Origin of the sequence: Anaerococcus sp. HMSC065G05 (assembly GCF_001812365.1) — a bacterium.
GTDB classification, from domain to species: Bacteria; Bacillota; Clostridia; order Tissierellales; family Peptoniphilaceae; genus Anaerococcus; species Anaerococcus vaginalis.
The window spans coordinates 1-17,036 of the sequence record NZ_KV808686.1; the positions used below are offsets into that span (position 1 = coordinate 1).

Genomic DNA, 17,036 nt, shown 5'->3' on the forward strand with positions numbered 1-17,036 from the left:
TTTTTTCATCTACTTTGTCTACAGTCTGAGTGCGAAATCTTTTCGCACTTTTTAAATTTTATAATTTTATATCTTTTCCTTCAAGAATTAAATTCATGTTTCTAGCTGAGCACATTGCCCCACACATGGTGCAAGTATTTTCTTCTTCTGGACTTGATGAAGCTCTATACCTTCTACATTTTTCAGGATCTATTGCAAGTTCAAACATTCCTTCCCAATCAAGTTTTTGTCTTCTCTTGCTCATTTCAAGATCCCATTTGCTTGCATCTTTTAATTTTGCAATATCTCCAGCATGAGCTGCAATTTTTGCTGCAATAATTCCTTCTTTTACGTCATTTACATCTGGAAGTTTTAAATGTTCTGCTGGTGTTACATAGCAAAGGAAATCTGCCCCGTGACTTGCTGCAATTGCTCCTCCAATTGCACTTGTAATATGGTCATATCCTGGAGCAACATCACAAACCAAAGGTCCCAAAACATAAAATGGTGCGTTGTGGCACAATTTTTTTTCAAGTTTCATATTCATTTCAATATCATTTATTGGAACGTGACCTGGTCCTTCAATTATTACTTGAACATCTTTCTCCCACGCTCTTTTTGTAAGCTCTCCAAGAGTAATTAATTCTGCAATTTGAGCAGGATCTGTTGCATCATGAATTCCACCTGGTCTTAAAGAATCCCCAAGTGATAAGGTAACATCATATTCTCTTAAAATATCCAAAAGTTCATCATAATATTCATAGAATGGATTTTCTTTATCATTCATTTTCATCCAACCAAATAAAAGTGAACCACCACGAGATACAATTTCATTTACCCTTCTATTTCTCATAAAAATTTCAGCATTCGTCCTATTTATTCCACAGTGAATTGTAACAAAATCAACTCCATTTTCAGCATGGTTTCTTACAACATCCAAAAATTCTTTTGCTTTTATAAAACTTAAACCCTTATCCAAAAACCCAACAGCATCATACATAGGAACAGTCCCAATCATTGCTGTAGATTTTTCAATTAATCTTTTTCTAAATTCTTGAGTTTTACCATAATTTGATAAATCCATAATAGATTCAGCGCCCATTTTTAGTGCCATATCAACTTTTTGCATCTCAAGATCAAGATCGTTTAAGTCTTTTGAAATTCCCAAATTTACATTGATTTTAGTTTTTAATCCTGTGCCAATTCCTTCTGGAGAAATGGAATTGTGATTTTTATTTCTAGGAATTACAATTTCGCCCTTTGCTATTTTTTCTAAAAGAAATTCTTCACTAACATTTTCTTTTTTGGCAACAATTTTCATCTCTTCAGTTACAAAACCATGTTTTGCAGCTTCCATCTGTGTCTTATATTTCATAAATTAAAAAAACCTCCTAAAATTACTTATAGGAGAATAAATATGCTTCATCCCTTGCAGGCATTATCCTGTCCGGTTTGATGGTCGAAGTCGAACTTCCTCTCAGCACATAGCTCCCATAGATCATTAATTTACAATTATCATTATAGTAGAAAAAAGAAATTAAGTAAAATAAAGCTTAAATTTTTGCAAAAAAATAGAGCCATAATAATATGACTCTATACTAATTATTTATTTAAATAATTTTCTAAATTTTTAATAGCCAGCTTAATATTTTCAGCTTTAAATCCCTTGTTTTCATTTCCAATAAGAATTTTTATATCATTTTCATCCATTTTACAAATATCTGATAATTGTTCATAACTTAAATTAGAATTTTTTGCTAGCTTTTTAAACTTATCTATACTTTTATAAAAAGATTTTTCAAAAAATGCCTTAGACATATTAGATAAAAATAAGCCAAGAAGTCCAGCATAAATATTTATCATTTTATATAGAGCAAAGCAAATTATAATATCACAAATTCCAAAAAGAAAATATTTATAATATAATTTATTCATCCAAAACCTCTTGGGCAAGTTTATAATTTTCTTCAAGATCCTTGCATGATTTATCAAACATTTCTTGTTCCTTTTTAGAAATGTCCATCTCAAGAATTTTTTCACATCCATTTGCCCCAATTACTGCTGGAACTCCTGTGTATAAACCCTTGTTGTTATATTCTCCATCAAGATATGCTGATGTCATTATAATTTTCTTTTCATCCAATAAAATTGCTCTTGTAAAATCAAGCAAGCAATTTGCAATTCCAAAATGAGTTGCACCTTTTCCTTTTATAATTTGAAAAGCCTTGTCCCTAATTTTTTCAGAAACTTCTTCTTTAAACTTATCCTCATTGTCAATATTATCTAAAAATTTATCAATAGAAATCCCCTTAATTCTTGCATTTGACCACAAAGCAACTGATGAATTGCCATGCTCACCTATTACATAAGCTTCAACATCTTTTGGATTACAAGTTACTTCTTTTGCCAAATATTGGATAAATCTTGCTGTATCAAGATTTGTTCCACTTCCTACAATTTTATTATAAGGAAGACCTGAAACTTTTTGAACAACTTTTGAAATAACATCAACTGGATTTGTTGCAAGCAAAATTATTCCATCATAACCATTTTCAATAACTTTTGGAATTGTATCAACAACCATCCTACTTGCAATTTTTATATCATTTAGTCTATTTGTAAGATTTTTTTGGCTATTTCCATAACACAAAACAACCAAATCAGCATCTTTACAGTCTTCGTAAGAACCTTCCTTAACCAAAGTTGGAGATTGTGTTTTACAACTTGCATCCATCAAATCATTAACATCTGCAATCGCCTTGTCCTTATCTATATCAATAATTGAAAGAGTACTTGCAAGTCCAGAATTAACCAAAGCAAATGCATAAGAAGATCCTACAAATCCACTACCAATCAAAACAACTTTTCTTCCTAACTTATTCATAAATACCTCCATGTACTTAACTTTACTTTTTGATTATACGATTTTATTTTTTAAATGAAATATTTTTTAAATTTCTAGCTTATTTTACTTAACATATTTGTTAATATTTTGGAAAATAAAAAATCCTAGCACAAGCTAAGATTTTTAGAATTTTATATTTTAAAATTTTTATATTCTCCCTCATCAGAATAAAGACTATTATTTTCCTTATCCCAAACAGGCTTTTTTCCTTCTTGTTTTTGTTTTTCATAATCATCTAAAACAGTTTTTACGGATTTAAACAAAAATATTAATGTTATTACATTTATAAATACCAAAATTCCTACAAAAACATCAATCAACCCCCAAACTCTATCAAGGGACATTTTTGTAGAAACTATAAACATAACAGCTGCAAAAATTCTATAAATCCAAAGTGGAATTTTAAAATTTTCTTTGAATATATGAATTACATTAGCTTCTCCATAAAATAAATCTGCAATTAATGTTGTAAATCCAAAAAATGCCATAGCAAAAGCAACAACCCATCTTCCAACTAGCCCGATTTGTGCAGAAAAAGCATCTTGAACAAGATTTATTCCGTCAGATCCATTTCCCAAAACACCAGTTAATAAAATCGCGAAAGCTGTAAGCGAACAAATTATACAAGTTGTTACAAAGGTTCCAAACATTCCCAAAAATCCTTGTTCTGCTGGATGGTCAACGTCAGCAGATGAATGCATAATTCCTGCAATTCCATTACCTGCATCGTTTGAAAATAATCCTCTTGCAACTCCATTTCTAAAAGCTTGCATTACACTATGACCAACAATTCCTCCAACAGCAGCTTGTGGACTAAAAGCTGATTTAAAAATTAATGCAATAACAGAAGGAAGTTTACTAATATTTGTAATTATAATTATAAAAACAATTATTACATAAAAAGCTGCCATAATTGGCACCAAAAATCCTGTAACTTTTGTAAGTCTTTTTACTCCACCAATAGTAATTATTCCTGCAAGAATTGTTACAATGACTCCTACTATAATTGGATTAAAATCAATAACATCCTTAAATCCATTTGCTATTGAATTTGTTTGCATAAAGGCTATACATAATCCTACACCAATTATATATAAAAATGCTGTTATAATTGATAAAACTCTTTTGCCCAAACCATTTCTAATATAATATGCTGGACCACCCCTATAAGTTCCATCAGATAATTTAACCCTATAAACTTGACCTAAAACTGTTTCGGCAAATGTGATTACCATACCTAAAATTGAAGTAACCCACATCCAAAAAATCGCTCCAGGACCACCAGCTACAAGAGCAGAAGCAACTCCTACCAAAGAACCTGTTCCCACTTGTCCACCAACAGCAGCAGCCAAAGCTCCAAAGCCTGAAACATTATCATCGCTTTTTAAATTTTTCTTCAAAACATCTTTTATATCTTTAGCATATCTTATCTGAGGAAAACCTAATCTTATTGTATAATAAAGACCTACTCCTAATAAAACATAACCAATAATATTGCTCCACAAAAAATCTGCAATACCAATTATGTTATCTAATAAAAACATACATCCTCTCTTTCTTATATATCATTTTTATCCATATTTTTTATGTTAGTTTCTAATTATACTTGACTTAATCTTTAATGTAAAATAATTTATTTTTTAATTAATTTTTTCAAAAAAATTACAGTAAAAAAAGCTCTTACAAAATAAAAAATCGCCCCTAATTAGAAATAAATCTTAATTTTTAAAATTTTTAAGATAAATTTCTAATTAAGGACGATTGTATTTATACCTTTACAAAAATCACAAAATTATTTTTTACTTTTATTTAAATACAACATAAAAATAAAAATTACAATTGCTCCAAAAGCTATTGAAATTAAAGCTGATTGTGTAAAGCCTGCTATTATAAAAGAAATTGTAGCTATTGATGCAACAGTTATTCCATAAGGAAGTTGAGTTCTTACATGATCGACGTGAACGCATCCTGCTCCTGCTGATGACATAATTGTCGTATCAGAAATTGGAGAAATATGATCTCCGCAAACTGCTCCCGAAAGACAAGCTGAAATTCCTATAAAAAATATTGGATCAGTAGGATCAAACATTGATGCTACAATAGGAATTAAAATTCCAAAAGTTCCCCAACTTGTTCCAGTTGCAAATGCCAATAAAATTGCTACAACAAATATGACGGCTGGCAAAAATGTGCTAAGTCCACTTGCTGCATTTGTCATAAGATTTCCGACAAATTTTGTTGAGCCTAACAAATCATTTGAAATATTTTTTAAGCTTGTAGCCATTGTCAAAATTAAAATCGCAGGAACCATTGATTGAAAACCTTCTGAGATTGCATCCATAGATTTTTCAAAACTTATAACTTTTCTTATCAAAAAATAAATTATCGTAATAATTAAAGCTATAATTGCTCCCATTGGAAGAGCAACTGTTGAATCTGTATTTGCAAAAGCATTTACAAAATCCATATAAAATTCACTAGATTTATCAAAAAATCCACCAATATGAACTAAAGACAAAACAGAAATTATAATAAGACTTAAAATTGGAAAAACTAAATCAATAACTTTTCCTTCAGGATTACCATCTTCTGCACTAACTTCTGATTCTACTATATTTCCCAAATCTCCATCATTAATTGCCCTATCTTCAAATTCTTTCATAGGACCATAATCTCTTCCAAAAATAATAAGAGATATAACAAAAAACAAAGTTAAAATAGAATAAAAATTATAAGGAATTGCCCTTATAAATAATTCAATTCCAGAAAGACCTGTGCCTTGTGCATATCCAGAAACCGCTGCAGCCCATGATGAAATTGGTGCAATCATACAAATTGGAGCTGCTGTTGCATCTATAAGATAAGCAAGTTTTGCTCTAGAAATTCTGTGAGAATCAGTAATTGGTTTCATTACAGAACCTGATGTCAAACAATTAAAATAATCATCAATAAAAAGCATAATGCATAAAAAATATGTTGCAAGTTGTGAGCCTTTTCTTGATTTTATCTTTTTATCAGCCCATTGTCCAAATGCTTTTGACCCTCCAGAATGATTTATTAACACTACCAAAATTCCCAAAACTATCAAGAAAATAAAAATTCCTGAAGTTTGTGAAATAGAATTAGTTAGACCTTTTACAACAATATTATCTAAAAATTTTGCCAAAGATCTTTTTGATGCTAATATAGCTCCTATTACAATCCCCAAAAATAAAGAAGAATATACTTCTTTTGTCATAAGTGCCATTAAAATTGCCACAACTGGGGGTAATAACGCCCAAATACTAGCATAAGTTTCAATACCACTTTCTACAATAAATATTGAAACAATTATCGGTGCTAAAGAAATTACCAACAGTAATGGTAATTTTCTTTTTTTGTTCATTTTAAAACTCCTCTCGAATTTAAATTGCAAAAAAAGTCATGACGCATGCCATGACTTAAATATTAAACTATATAAAATAATTATAAACCACGACAGCTCTCCATAAAAATATGGCAGTACGACAGATATTCTCCAATCGTCCCGGCAACTTTAAGTCTTGGGCAGACTCAAAATCCCTCGGTGGATTACCCTTTCAAATATTTCCGATTCCCAAAAAAATATTTTACTAATGTTTTCCGCACCTCTATCACGCTTGTTCAATTGCACTATGAATACTACCATTAATGAGTTGTTTTGTCAAATTGCAACAATCTTTAACAAGCTAACGGTTAAAATTTATTTATTTTTTTGTAATTAATTCCAATAATCAAGTTTTTCTTTCACACCAATATCTTTTGCTTTAAATATTGGATTTTTTCCACTTCTTTTTTGCTTTTCATAATCTTTTAAACAATCAATAGCTTTTTTAGATAAAATTAAAATTGAAGGTAAATTTATTAAAGCCATTATTCCCATCAACAAATCAGAAATATCCCAAGCAAGTTTAACTTCGCTCATAGCTCCAAATAAAATTACAATTACTGCAAACAATCTAAATATTATCATAAAAACTTTTGATGGTGTTTTTTTATTTATATAAGCAAGGTTACTATCTACATAAAATAAATTTCCAATCAAGGTTGTAAAGGTAAATAAAGCTAAGGAAAAAGAAATAAAATAATTTCCAAATCCACCCAACAAAGTTGAAAGACTTTCTTGAACATAAGGAGCTCCACTTAAAGCCTCGCTTGGTTCAATTCCAGAAGAAAGACACATAAAAGCTGTAGCTGAACAAATTAAAAGCGTATCAATAAAAACTGAAAGCATTTGAACCAATCCTTGTTTTACAGGATGAGAAATATTTGCACTTGCAGCAGCATTTGGTGCTGAACCAATACCAGCTTCGTTTGAATAAAGCCCTCTTTTTATTCCATACATCATTGAAGAAGATGCAAGGCCTGCAAAAATCGCCCTAAAATTAAAAGCATCCTTAAAAATATTTGAAAAAACAGTTGGAATATAAGAAATATTTACAACTATCATGATAATTGCCACCAAAATATAAATAATTCCCATAAAAGGAACTAAAGTTGATGTAAATTTAATTATTCTATCCCCACCACCAAAAATACAAATTCCAGTAATGATTGCAAGAATTAATCCAATAATAAATGGAGTTTTGTTTGGATCATAAAAATCATAAGCAATAAAAGAAGTTTGAAGATTAAAAGATGCAAGCATATTAAAACCAATTGCATAAGTCAAAATCAAACTAATAGCAAAAATAATTCCAAGTGTTCTAGATTTTAAACCTTGTTCAATATAATAAGCAGGTCCACCATAAGATTTATTATTTTCATCTCTTTTTTTATAAATTTGTGCAAGAGTAGATTCAATAAAAGCACTTGCTCCACCAATTATCGCAACAATCCACATCCAAAAAACTGCACCATAACCTCCTAGGCAAATTGCTGTAGAAATTCCTACAATATTTCCAGAACCAACTCTAGATGCAGTAGAAACCATCAAAGCTTGAAATGAAGAAACGGCACCTTCCTCTTCAGGTTTTTCCATTACAACATTAATTGATTCTTTCAATAACCTAACTTGTAAAAATTTAGTCCTAAATGTAAAATAAAGACCTATCAAAAGCAACAAAATTATTAATATCGGATAATAAAGAATTTCATTTATAGGCCCTATAAAATTACTAATTTTTGTTAACATATTCCCTCCTTTAGTTTAGTACAATAATACAAAAATGTATTAAAGTCATAATAAGATAGTAAAATTATATCACAAATTAATTTTCAAGTAAATTTTCTTTATCCATTTATAAAAATATAAAAATAATCGAGTCTCCCCGATTATTTTCTAATATCTTTCTTTAATTTTTTCATTCTCTTTAAATGTGTACAAGAATTTAAAAACTACTGTTGTTATAACTAAAACAAATAGGCTTGGCAATAGCCATGAAAGTCCTTCTTTATATAATGGTAAAGATTCAACTAAATTTGTGACAAACCACAATTTTATTCCAAATGAATTATTTAATACTTCTACTAATGGTATTAAAACTGATAAGCTTGCTGTAAATAGATAAGATTCTTTTGAATAATTTATAAAATCATGGCTTATTCCCATTAGTATTAAGACTAAGGCTACTGGATATATTATTGTTAATAGCGGAACTGAAAATTCTAATAATTTATTTAATCCAAAATTTGCCATCAAAAATGAAAATAATGTCCAAACAAAAACCCATTTTTTATATGATAATTTATGATTAAATAATGATTCAAAATATTCTCCACCACTTGTTATAAGCCCTATACAAGTTGTAAGACATGCAAGTGTAAATATTGCTGCAAGTAAAACTATTCCAAAATTTCCAAAAACATTTTTTACTGCATATGTTAATATTACAGCGCCATTTTCTGCTCCAACAAGTTTTGATGAGCCTATCATTCCTACACTTGCAAGCATTGCATATACTAAAAATAAAACACTTCCTGCTACAAGTCCTGCTTTTATTGTATAATTTGTAACTTCATTTTTATCTTTTATTCCAAATCTTTTTATAGATTGGGCTATTACAAAACCAAAATTTAATGCAGCAACTGCATCCATGGTGTTATATCCTTCCAAAAATCCCTTAACTAAAGGAGCATTTTTATATTCTCCAACAGGGGCTGCTATGTTTTTTTCCATTGTTATAACTTTTAAAAACATAAAAACTATCATCATTAAAAGTGTAGGTGTTAAATATTTTCCAACTCTTTTTACTAATTTATTTGGTTTTAAACATACAAATAAGGCTAAAGAGAAAAATACCAAAGTGTATAAAAATCTAGCAAGATTCATATTAAATTCTTCCGGTATATATGGAGCGATTGCCATTTCAAAAGGAACAGATCCCGCTCTTGGTATCCCAAGTCCAGGTCCTATTGATAAATATATTGCCGTAGTAAAAACTACAGAAAATAAAGGAGAAACTCTGTTGGATAAATTTGTTAATCCTTCAGTTTTTCCTACTACTATAGCTCCCATTACAGGAAATATTACAGCAGTAACGCAAAATGCTAACAAAGAAATAAATGTAAAAGAACCTGCTTGATTTCCTAAAAGTGGAGGGAAAATTAAATTTCCAGCTCCAAAAAACAAACCGAATAGCATTACACTAACTTGTAAAAATTGACTTGTTGATAATTTTTTCATTCTATCCTCCAAAAAATTTATTACAATATTTATTCATTAAAAAAGTCCCTTGTCTAAAAATTAGACAAAGGACGAAAATTCCGCGTTACCACCTTTATTCTTATATAAAAATAAGCTCTTCAAGCATCAAACAATGCCGGGTTTTGATAACGCCAACCATGGCGACATATCTTACTATAATTCAGATATGCAAAAGAAAAATGATTTTCGAACTTATTTCAAAGGATGGATCTCACCAAACTCCAACTCTCTGTGCTTTTTAATAAGCCTACTCTTTTTTTCATAAATTTTTATAAATAAATTATTGTTGTAGTTATTATAAGATCTGTTTTTAATATTGTCAAATATTTTTTTATAAATTATCATTTTTTAGGATAAAAATTATGTAATTGCTCCCTCAAACAATACTTTTCACATAAATTTGGCAAGGATTTTCTTTTGACCAAATTTCTTCAATTACTTCAAATTTTCTAAATCCCAAAGCTTGATAAAATTTATTTGTTTTATCATATCCATCGTCTATTCCTTCTTTTAAAGTTTTTACTTGGACAAATTCATAATTATACTTTTTTAAAATTTCAATGGATTTTTCAAATAAATTTCTTCCTATATGATTTCCGTGATATTTTTTCAAAACTCCCATTACAAAGATTTCAATAGTATAATCCGAAGTTTTTTTATAAACGATAAAACCAAAATTTTTTCCATTTTCACTTGCTTTGAAAAAAATATATTCTTTAGATTTTTCTATATAATTTTTTACAGCATCCTCATCTTCAAACCATGAATTTAAATCATTTAATATGTAGGATGAAATATTTTCTTTTTCTAATTTATTTTCAACTAAACTAACTTTCATAAGTTCCTCCTAATCAATTATATATTATTTTAAATTTATTTAACATGGAAAATCTGTTAAAATTAATAAGAAAGGATGTTTTATGTATATAATTAGAAATATTAAAATTCCATACGATTTGGATAATGATGAAAATTTAAAAAAGGCTATTGAAGAAAAAATTAATAGAAAAATTGATTCTTTTAAAATTTATAAAAAGTCAATTGATGCAAGGCGTGGTATTTTTTATGTTTATCAAGTTTTGATTGATTGTGATATTGATAAAAAAACTAGGAAAAAATTAAAAAATGATATTGGGGAATTTGTTGAAGAGGATTTAGTTTTAGGAAATAAAAATAAAATAAATTCTGCTATTGTTGTTGGATCTGGTCCCAGTGGACTTTTTTGTGCCTATGCTCTTTGTAAAAATGGTGTTAAAGTTACTATAATTGAAAGAGGAGAAAAAATTGAAGATAGGATAAAAACTATCGACAATTTTATTAAAAATTTAAAATTAAATCCCGAATCAAATATTCAATTTGGCGAAGGCGGTGCTGGTACTTTTTCTGATGGAAAATTAACATCTAGGTCAAAGGATAAAAGATCTAGGGAAATTTTTAGGATTTTAGTTGAAAATGGTGCCCCAGAAGATATTTTATACACCCAAATGCCACATGTTGGAACAGATCTTTTAAGAAAAGTCATTATAAATATTAGGAAAAAAATTATTGAAATGGGAGGGAATTTTCATTTTAATGAAATTTTTACGGATTTAAATATTGAAAATGGTAAAATAAAATCTCTTATTACAAATAAAAATGAATACCAAGCCGACGAATATATTCTTGCCTTGGGCAATTCTTCTCGCGATACTTTTATAATGTTAGATAAATATATTGACATTAGTCAAAAGAATTTTGCAGTTGGATTTAGGATTGAACACTTGCAAAAAGATATTAATTTTAGCCAATACAAAATTATTGATGATAAACTTCCACAGGCTTCCTACGCCCTTAAATATTTTGATAAAAAGAAAAATATTTCTGTATATACTTTTTGTATGTGCCCAGGCGGCTATGTCGTTCCTGCATCAAGTGAAGAAAATCGACTTTGTGTAAATGGAATGAGCTACCATGACAGGGGAAATTATAATTCAAATTCTGCTGTTGTTTGTGCTATTGGACCAGAAATTTTGGGAGATGATAATCTTAGTGGTATTAAATTTCAAAGAGAAATAGAAGAAAAAGCTTATATGCTTGGTGGAGGAAATTTTACAGCTCCTGTGCAAAAAGTTTGTGATTACATTAATGGGGTAGTTTCAAAAGATTTGGGAAAAATTAAGCCAACATACAAACCATCTTATAAGTTTGCTGATTTAAATAAAATTTATCCAGAAAAAATAAATAAGGCAATAAAGCTTGCCTTAATTGATTTTTCAAAAAAAATGAAAGCTTTCTCCGATGAAGATGCAATATTAACAGGAGTTGAAACAAGAACTTCTTGTCCTATTAGAATTGAAAGAAATAAAAATTATTCCACTTTAAAATTTAAAAATCTAAGACCAATAGGAGAAGGTGCAGGTTATGCTGGCGGAATAATTTCATCAGCCCTTGATGGTTTAAAATGTGCAATTGAAATATTAGAAAATTGAGATGGCCTTTGCCATCTTTTTTTGACTTCATTTAATTAAATTGTTAATATTAAATTAGTTTAAAGAAAGGAGAAGAAAAATGAACAATAATATTAAAAATAAAGAGGTAATTTGTAACTTGTAAGTGAGGAAAAGCTCCTTGACTTACTACAACAAGGAGGATGCCGTTTAGGCTTTTTATGAAAGAATTAAAATATATTTTTAAATCAATGGCTAAGTATGAGCCAAGCATGTATTTATTAATCGTACTTTACTCCATATTTATAGGCTTAAAACCATTTATATGGATTATTTCGCCTGCCTACATATTGAAAAATTATCAAAATGGACTTGATTTTATGTTAGGCTTTTTTATTTTATTATTAGTCTTATCAACTATTATAAGTTTTTTTGAATCTTTTATCATGGGTACTTACCGTATGAAAATGAATAATATCAGATATAAATATATGAATATGGTAACAAAATATGCCCTCTACCTTCCCTATGAAGAAAAAATGAAAAAATCTGAATCTGAAAAAATAAATAGTGCAAATAAGGCTGTCGACAGTCCCTATCTAGGAGCAGGAGCTGTAATGATGACTTTGCCAGAATTTTTAGCATCCCTAACTTCTATCGCAGGATTTTTGTGGATTTTTTTAAAAATTGGTGGAATTATTTTATTTTTGATAATTATTTTAACAATAATTTCAACTTATATTGCAAATAAAATTCCTAGAGAATTTTCTAAATTTTGGAATGACCAAGACGAAAACTACAATAAATTTACAAAATTAAACAACGAGCTAAGATCTCCCTTATCAAAACAAGATATACTTATTTTTGATTTTATAAATGTCTTTAAAAGTTTTTACAAAAAAACCAACCAAGATAGGATAGCATACCTAGTTAGAACAGATAAAAAAACCTTTAAAATTTATAGCCTTGTAAGACTTATTAATTTTATTAGAGATGCTCTTATTATGTATTGGCTTATTACAAATCTTATGAGCGGAAATCTCGACCTTGGAGATTTTTATGTTTATTTTACAGCAATTTTAGCCTTTGTAAATTTTAACAATTTGTTTATGTGGATTTTTAATGATTTTTTTGATAATCTTACAAGATTTAAACCGTTTTTTAAAATTATAAATCCTTATCAAAAATCTTTTGAAAATAAAAATTTACCAAAAAATTTAAAAATCAACTTAGTAAATTTATCATTTAAATATCCAAACTCTGATAAATATGTATTAAAAAATATAAATTTAACCATAAACAATAATGAATCTATAGCCTTAGTTGGAGAAAATGGAGCTGGAAAATCTACTCTCGCTCTTATTCTTGCAGGTTTTTATAAATCTTATGATGGGGAAATTTTTATTAATGGTAAAAATTTCAAAAAACTAGATTATGATTATAATAGCTTGGTTTCAGCTGTCTTCCAAGATTCTCAAATTCTTCCATTTTCTATTAAAGAAAATATTTTATTAAATGATTCTAATAAAAATCTAGAAAAAACTTATGAGCTTACTCATTTGAATAAAATTATAGAATCTTATGACAAAAAAGATAAGCAAACTTTGCTTAGAATTTTAGATGATGATGGAGTTGATCTTTCTGGTGGACAAAAGCAAAAATTATATTTAGCAAGAAGTATTGAGAAAAATTCTTCAAAACTTTTAATTTTAGACGAACCCACTGCCCAACTTGACGCTCTTGCAGAAAGAGAATTATACACTTTGTACAATGATTTGATTAAAGATAAATCTTCAATTTTCATCTCTCATCGACTTGCATCAACAAAATTTTGCAATAGGATAGTCTATCTAAAAGATGGGGAAATAAAATCTACAGGAAGCCATGAAGAACTTATGAGAAATGATTCTGATTACAAAGATTTATACAATCTTCAAGCAAAAAATTATAAGGAGGAAGTATGAAAAATATTTTAAAATTATTAAAAAAAATAAATGAAATACACAAAAATTTCATCAAAAAATTTGTAATATTTTCCCTTATTATGGGAATACTTCCTCTTTTTTCTATTATTGCACCAAAATTAATAATTGATGAAATATACGGACAAAAAAGATTAAAAATAATTTTTATAATCGCTTTTTTAGTTTTAATTTTTGATTTGATTAGGGGGTTAGTTAATAAGTTAAATGCAAATTTACTCACAGAATCTTTTGAATCTTTTTTTGATGTCTATACTTTTAAATTAAGTGAAAAGGCTATTAAGCTTCCAGTAGAAAAATCGGATAGTAAAACAGTTCAAGATGAAATGGAAAAAGCCCATTATGCTATTTTCGAAATTTTTAAAATATATGATTTATTTGCAATAACAATAAACTCCACAATTACAGGTATTTTTTCTTTAGTAGTTCTTATGAACTTATCGGTTTTTGTTGTATTTGTTGTACTTATTTTAATACTTTTAAATAAAAAAATTGTAAAGCTAATTAAGAAAAATGAATTAGATTATCAAAAAAATGATATACCAAAACTAAGGGCTTACAGATTTTTTATAAATTTTTCTCAAGACCATAGATATTTTAAAGATATAAAAATTTATAATGGAGAAAATTTTATTTTAAAAAAATCTGAAATTTTTCACCAAAAATTGGTCAAAAATTCCAGCGCATATTATACAAAAAATGGAATTTATGTTGGGCTTATGAATGTATTTTCTAATTTTTCTATACTTGGATCTTTGTTTTTTCTTGTAGTTAAGCTTATAGAAAAAGCCATAAGCCTTGCAGATTTTACTTTATATTTTAACTCATTAATAAGTTTAATAAATGCAAGCAAGGAAATACAAAAAAATTATGCCCAAGTAATTGCATTTAATGAGCAACTCCAAAGTTTATTTGATTTTTTAAATCAAAAAGAAGAAAATTTTGATGAAGGAAAAATCAAAAAAATAAACACAGAAAAAATCACTATTAAATTTGATAATGTAAGCTTTAAATATCCAAAATCAAAGGAAAATATTTTGGAAAATTGCTCTTTTGAAATTAAAAATGGAGAAACCGTAGCTCTTGTGGGAAAAAATGGTGCTGGAAAATCTACAATTGTAAAACTTTTGTGCAAATTTTATAAGCCTACAAAAGGAAATATTTATTTGAATGGGATTAATATAAATGATATTGACACAAAAACATATTACAAAATCCTCTCCCCAACTTTTCAAGATTTTAGATTATTTCCTTTTAGAATTTCTGAAAATATTTCAGCAAATTTATTAGATGATATTACAAATTATCAAAGAGAAAAAATGGATGAATCTTTTTATCTTTTAAATTTGAAATCTTGGATAGATGGGCTTGTAAATAAAGAAGACACATTCTTAACTTTCCTTTTTTCAAAAAATTCTGTCGAACCTTCTGGTGGAATTGGGCAAAAACTTGCCCTAGCAAGGTCAATGGTCCATGAGGGGAAATTTTTTATAATGGATGAGCCAACAAGTGCTCTTGATCCAAGAAGTGAACAAGAAATTTTTGAAAAAATGCTGGATATTTCAAAAGGACAAACTTCGCTTTTTATTTCTCACAGGCTTTCATCAACAAAATATGCTGATAGGATTATTGTTTGTGATAATAAAAAAATTACAGAAAATGGAAATCATGAAAAGCTAATGAAAGATGATGGACTTTATAAAAAAATGTATTTAAGCCAAGCAAAACTTTATGATTAATATAATTTATTACAATAAAAGACTATTATGGCATTGTAATTTTGTCGAATTAATGTAGAATATTATTAAAATAAATGAAAGAGGTATGAAAAATGAAAAAGAAAAGCTTTTTCAATTCATTAGTTTTTAAGCTAGTGATGGGAATTATTGTAGGAATTATTATTGGACAAATTTCAAATGAATCTGCAATTTTGGTAGTTAGTTCGATAAAAACAATTCTTGGAGATTTGATAGGATATATTGTTCCTTTGATTATCCTAGGTTTTGTTACACCTGCTATTGTTTCATTAAAAGAAAATGCAGGAAAAATTCTAACTGTAACTTTATTGATTTGCTACCTTTCATCAATTGGTGCAGGAACATTTAGTTTTTTAGCTGGAAAAGCTATTATTCCTCATTTAAATATTGCATCAAATGTGGCAGGAGCAAAAGAAATTCCAGAATCTATTTTTAAATTATCAATAGATCCAATAATGCCAGTTATGACAGCTCTTGTAACATCAATTATTTTTGGTATAGCAGTTATTCTTACCAAATCTAAAACTTGGGAAAATTTATTGTTGGAACTTAATAATATTGTTTTAAAAATCGTAGACGTTGTCGTAATTAATATGCTACCTTTTTATATAGCTTCAACTTTTGCAGTTTTATCTTATGAAGGAGTAGTTTTACAAGAATTGCCTGTATTTTTGAAAATAATTTTAATAGTAATAGTTGGACATTTTATTTGGATGACACTTTTATATTCTTTGGGAGGACTTTTCTCAAAAACAAATCCAAAAGAAGTTTTTGGTCATTATTTACCAGCTTATCTTACAGCCTTAGGAACAATGTCATCAGCAGCAACTCTTTCAGTTGCCTTAAAATGTGCTAGAAAATCAAAAACATTAGATCCAAAAATAAGAGATTTTGTAATTCCACTTTGTGCTAACACACATCTTTGCGGTTCAGTTTTAACAGAAGTATTTTTTGTTATGACAGTTTCAAAAATTTTAACAGGACAAGTTCCATCAAATGCAAATATGATTGTCTTTATTGCATTACTTGGAATTTTTGCAATAGCAGCTCCAGGAGTTCCTGGAGGAACAGTAGTTGCAAGTTTAGGATTAATTATTTCTGTCTTAGGATTTAATGATACAGGAACAGCTCTTATGCTTTCAATATTTGCCCTCCAAGATTCATTCGGAACAGCTTGTAACGTAACAGGCGATGGAGCAATAGCTCTTATGGTTACAGGAATTTTTGATAGAGTTCCAAAAGATCATAAAGAAATTGAAGAATAAAAAATAATGCTATACAAAAAGTATAGCATCAGACTGTAGACAAAGTAGATGAAAAAAC

The 17,036-nt window shown here is 28.2% G+C and carries 12 protein-coding genes, 1 riboswitch and 1 other annotated feature; of the genes, 4 read left to right on the forward strand and 8 right to left on the reverse strand.

What is annotated here, in order from left to right; all coding sequences use genetic code 11:
* Positions 1–58: 58 nt before the first annotated feature.
* The 8 genes from thiC to HMPREF2852_RS00615 all read right to left on the reverse strand — a co-directional run bounded on the left by thiC (position 59) and on the right by HMPREF2852_RS00615 (position 10,386).
* A complete protein-coding gene (gene thiC, locus HMPREF2852_RS00580) occupies positions 59–1,354 on the reverse strand; it encodes a phosphomethylpyrimidine synthase ThiC (RefSeq protein WP_070605066.1) in 1,296 nt (431 codons plus the stop codon).
* Between the two features lie 227 nt (positions 1,355–1,581).
* A complete protein-coding gene (locus HMPREF2852_RS00585) occupies positions 1,582–1,914 on the reverse strand; it encodes a hypothetical protein (protein ID WP_019117523.1) in 333 nt (110 codons plus the stop codon).
* Entirely contained in the window at positions 1,907–2,863 is a 957-nt protein-coding gene (locus HMPREF2852_RS00590; RefSeq protein WP_019117522.1) for an L-lactate dehydrogenase, read from the reverse strand. Before HMPREF2852_RS00590 ends, HMPREF2852_RS00585 begins: the two co-directional genes overlap by 8 nt.
* A 152-nt stretch (positions 2,864–3,015) precedes the next feature.
* Positions 3,016–4,428: an alanine/glycine:cation symporter family protein gene (locus tag HMPREF2852_RS00595; protein ID WP_019117521.1), complete on the reverse strand. Its 1,413-nt coding sequence runs from the start codon at positions 4,426–4,428 to the stop codon at positions 3,016–3,018.
* Positions 4,429–4,676: 248 nt separating this feature from the next.
* Positions 4,677–6,269: a Na+/H+ antiporter NhaC family protein gene (locus HMPREF2852_RS00600; protein ID WP_070605068.1), complete on the reverse strand. Its 1,593-nt coding sequence runs from the start codon at positions 6,267–6,269 to the stop codon at positions 4,677–4,679.
* A gap of 85 nt (positions 6,270–6,354) precedes the next feature.
* Positions 6,355–6,524, reverse strand: a riboswitch (Lysine riboswitch).
* 99 nt (positions 6,525–6,623) lie between these two features.
* Positions 6,624–8,036 carry an alanine/glycine:cation symporter family protein gene (locus HMPREF2852_RS00605; protein WP_070605071.1) on the reverse strand — a complete coding sequence of 471 codons (1,413 nt, stop codon included), beginning with the start codon at positions 8,034–8,036 and terminating at the stop codon, positions 6,624–6,626.
* A gap of 147 nt (positions 8,037–8,183) precedes the next feature.
* A complete protein-coding gene (gene brnQ / locus HMPREF2852_RS00610) occupies positions 8,184–9,527 on the reverse strand; it encodes a branched-chain amino acid transport system II carrier protein (protein ID WP_070605074.1) in 1,344 nt (447 codons plus the stop codon).
* A gap of 64 nt (positions 9,528–9,591) precedes the next feature.
* Positions 9,592–9,821 (reverse strand) — a binding site (T-box leader).
* 103 nt (positions 9,822–9,924) lie between these two features.
* Positions 9,925–10,386: a GNAT family N-acetyltransferase gene (locus HMPREF2852_RS00615; RefSeq protein WP_070605078.1), complete on the reverse strand. Its 462-nt coding sequence runs from the start codon at positions 10,384–10,386 to the stop codon at positions 9,925–9,927.
* Between the two features lie 82 nt (positions 10,387–10,468).
* On the opposite strand from HMPREF2852_RS00615, the gene HMPREF2852_RS00620 reads away from it, so the two are divergent.
* From HMPREF2852_RS00620 to HMPREF2852_RS00635, 4 genes are all read left to right on the forward strand, one after another.
* Positions 10,469–12,016: an NAD(P)/FAD-dependent oxidoreductase gene (locus HMPREF2852_RS00620; protein WP_070605081.1), complete on the forward strand. Its 1,548-nt coding sequence runs from the start codon at positions 10,469–10,471 to the stop codon at positions 12,014–12,016.
* Between the two features lie 179 nt (positions 12,017–12,195).
* Positions 12,196–13,938, forward strand: coding sequence for an ATP-binding cassette domain-containing protein (locus tag HMPREF2852_RS00625; RefSeq protein WP_070605084.1), 1,743 nt, complete (start codon positions 12,196–12,198; stop codon positions 13,936–13,938).
* Entirely contained in the window at positions 13,935–15,695 is a 1,761-nt protein-coding gene (locus HMPREF2852_RS00630; protein WP_070605087.1) for an ABC transporter ATP-binding protein, read from the forward strand. Before HMPREF2852_RS00625 ends, HMPREF2852_RS00630 begins: the two co-directional genes overlap by 4 nt.
* Before the next feature lie 92 nt (positions 15,696–15,787).
* On the forward strand, positions 15,788–16,978 hold the full coding sequence (locus tag HMPREF2852_RS00635) for a dicarboxylate/amino acid:cation symporter (RefSeq protein ID WP_070605090.1): 1,191 nt from the start codon (positions 15,788–15,790) through the stop codon (positions 16,976–16,978).
* The last annotated feature ends 58 nt before the right edge of the window (positions 16,979–17,036 follow it).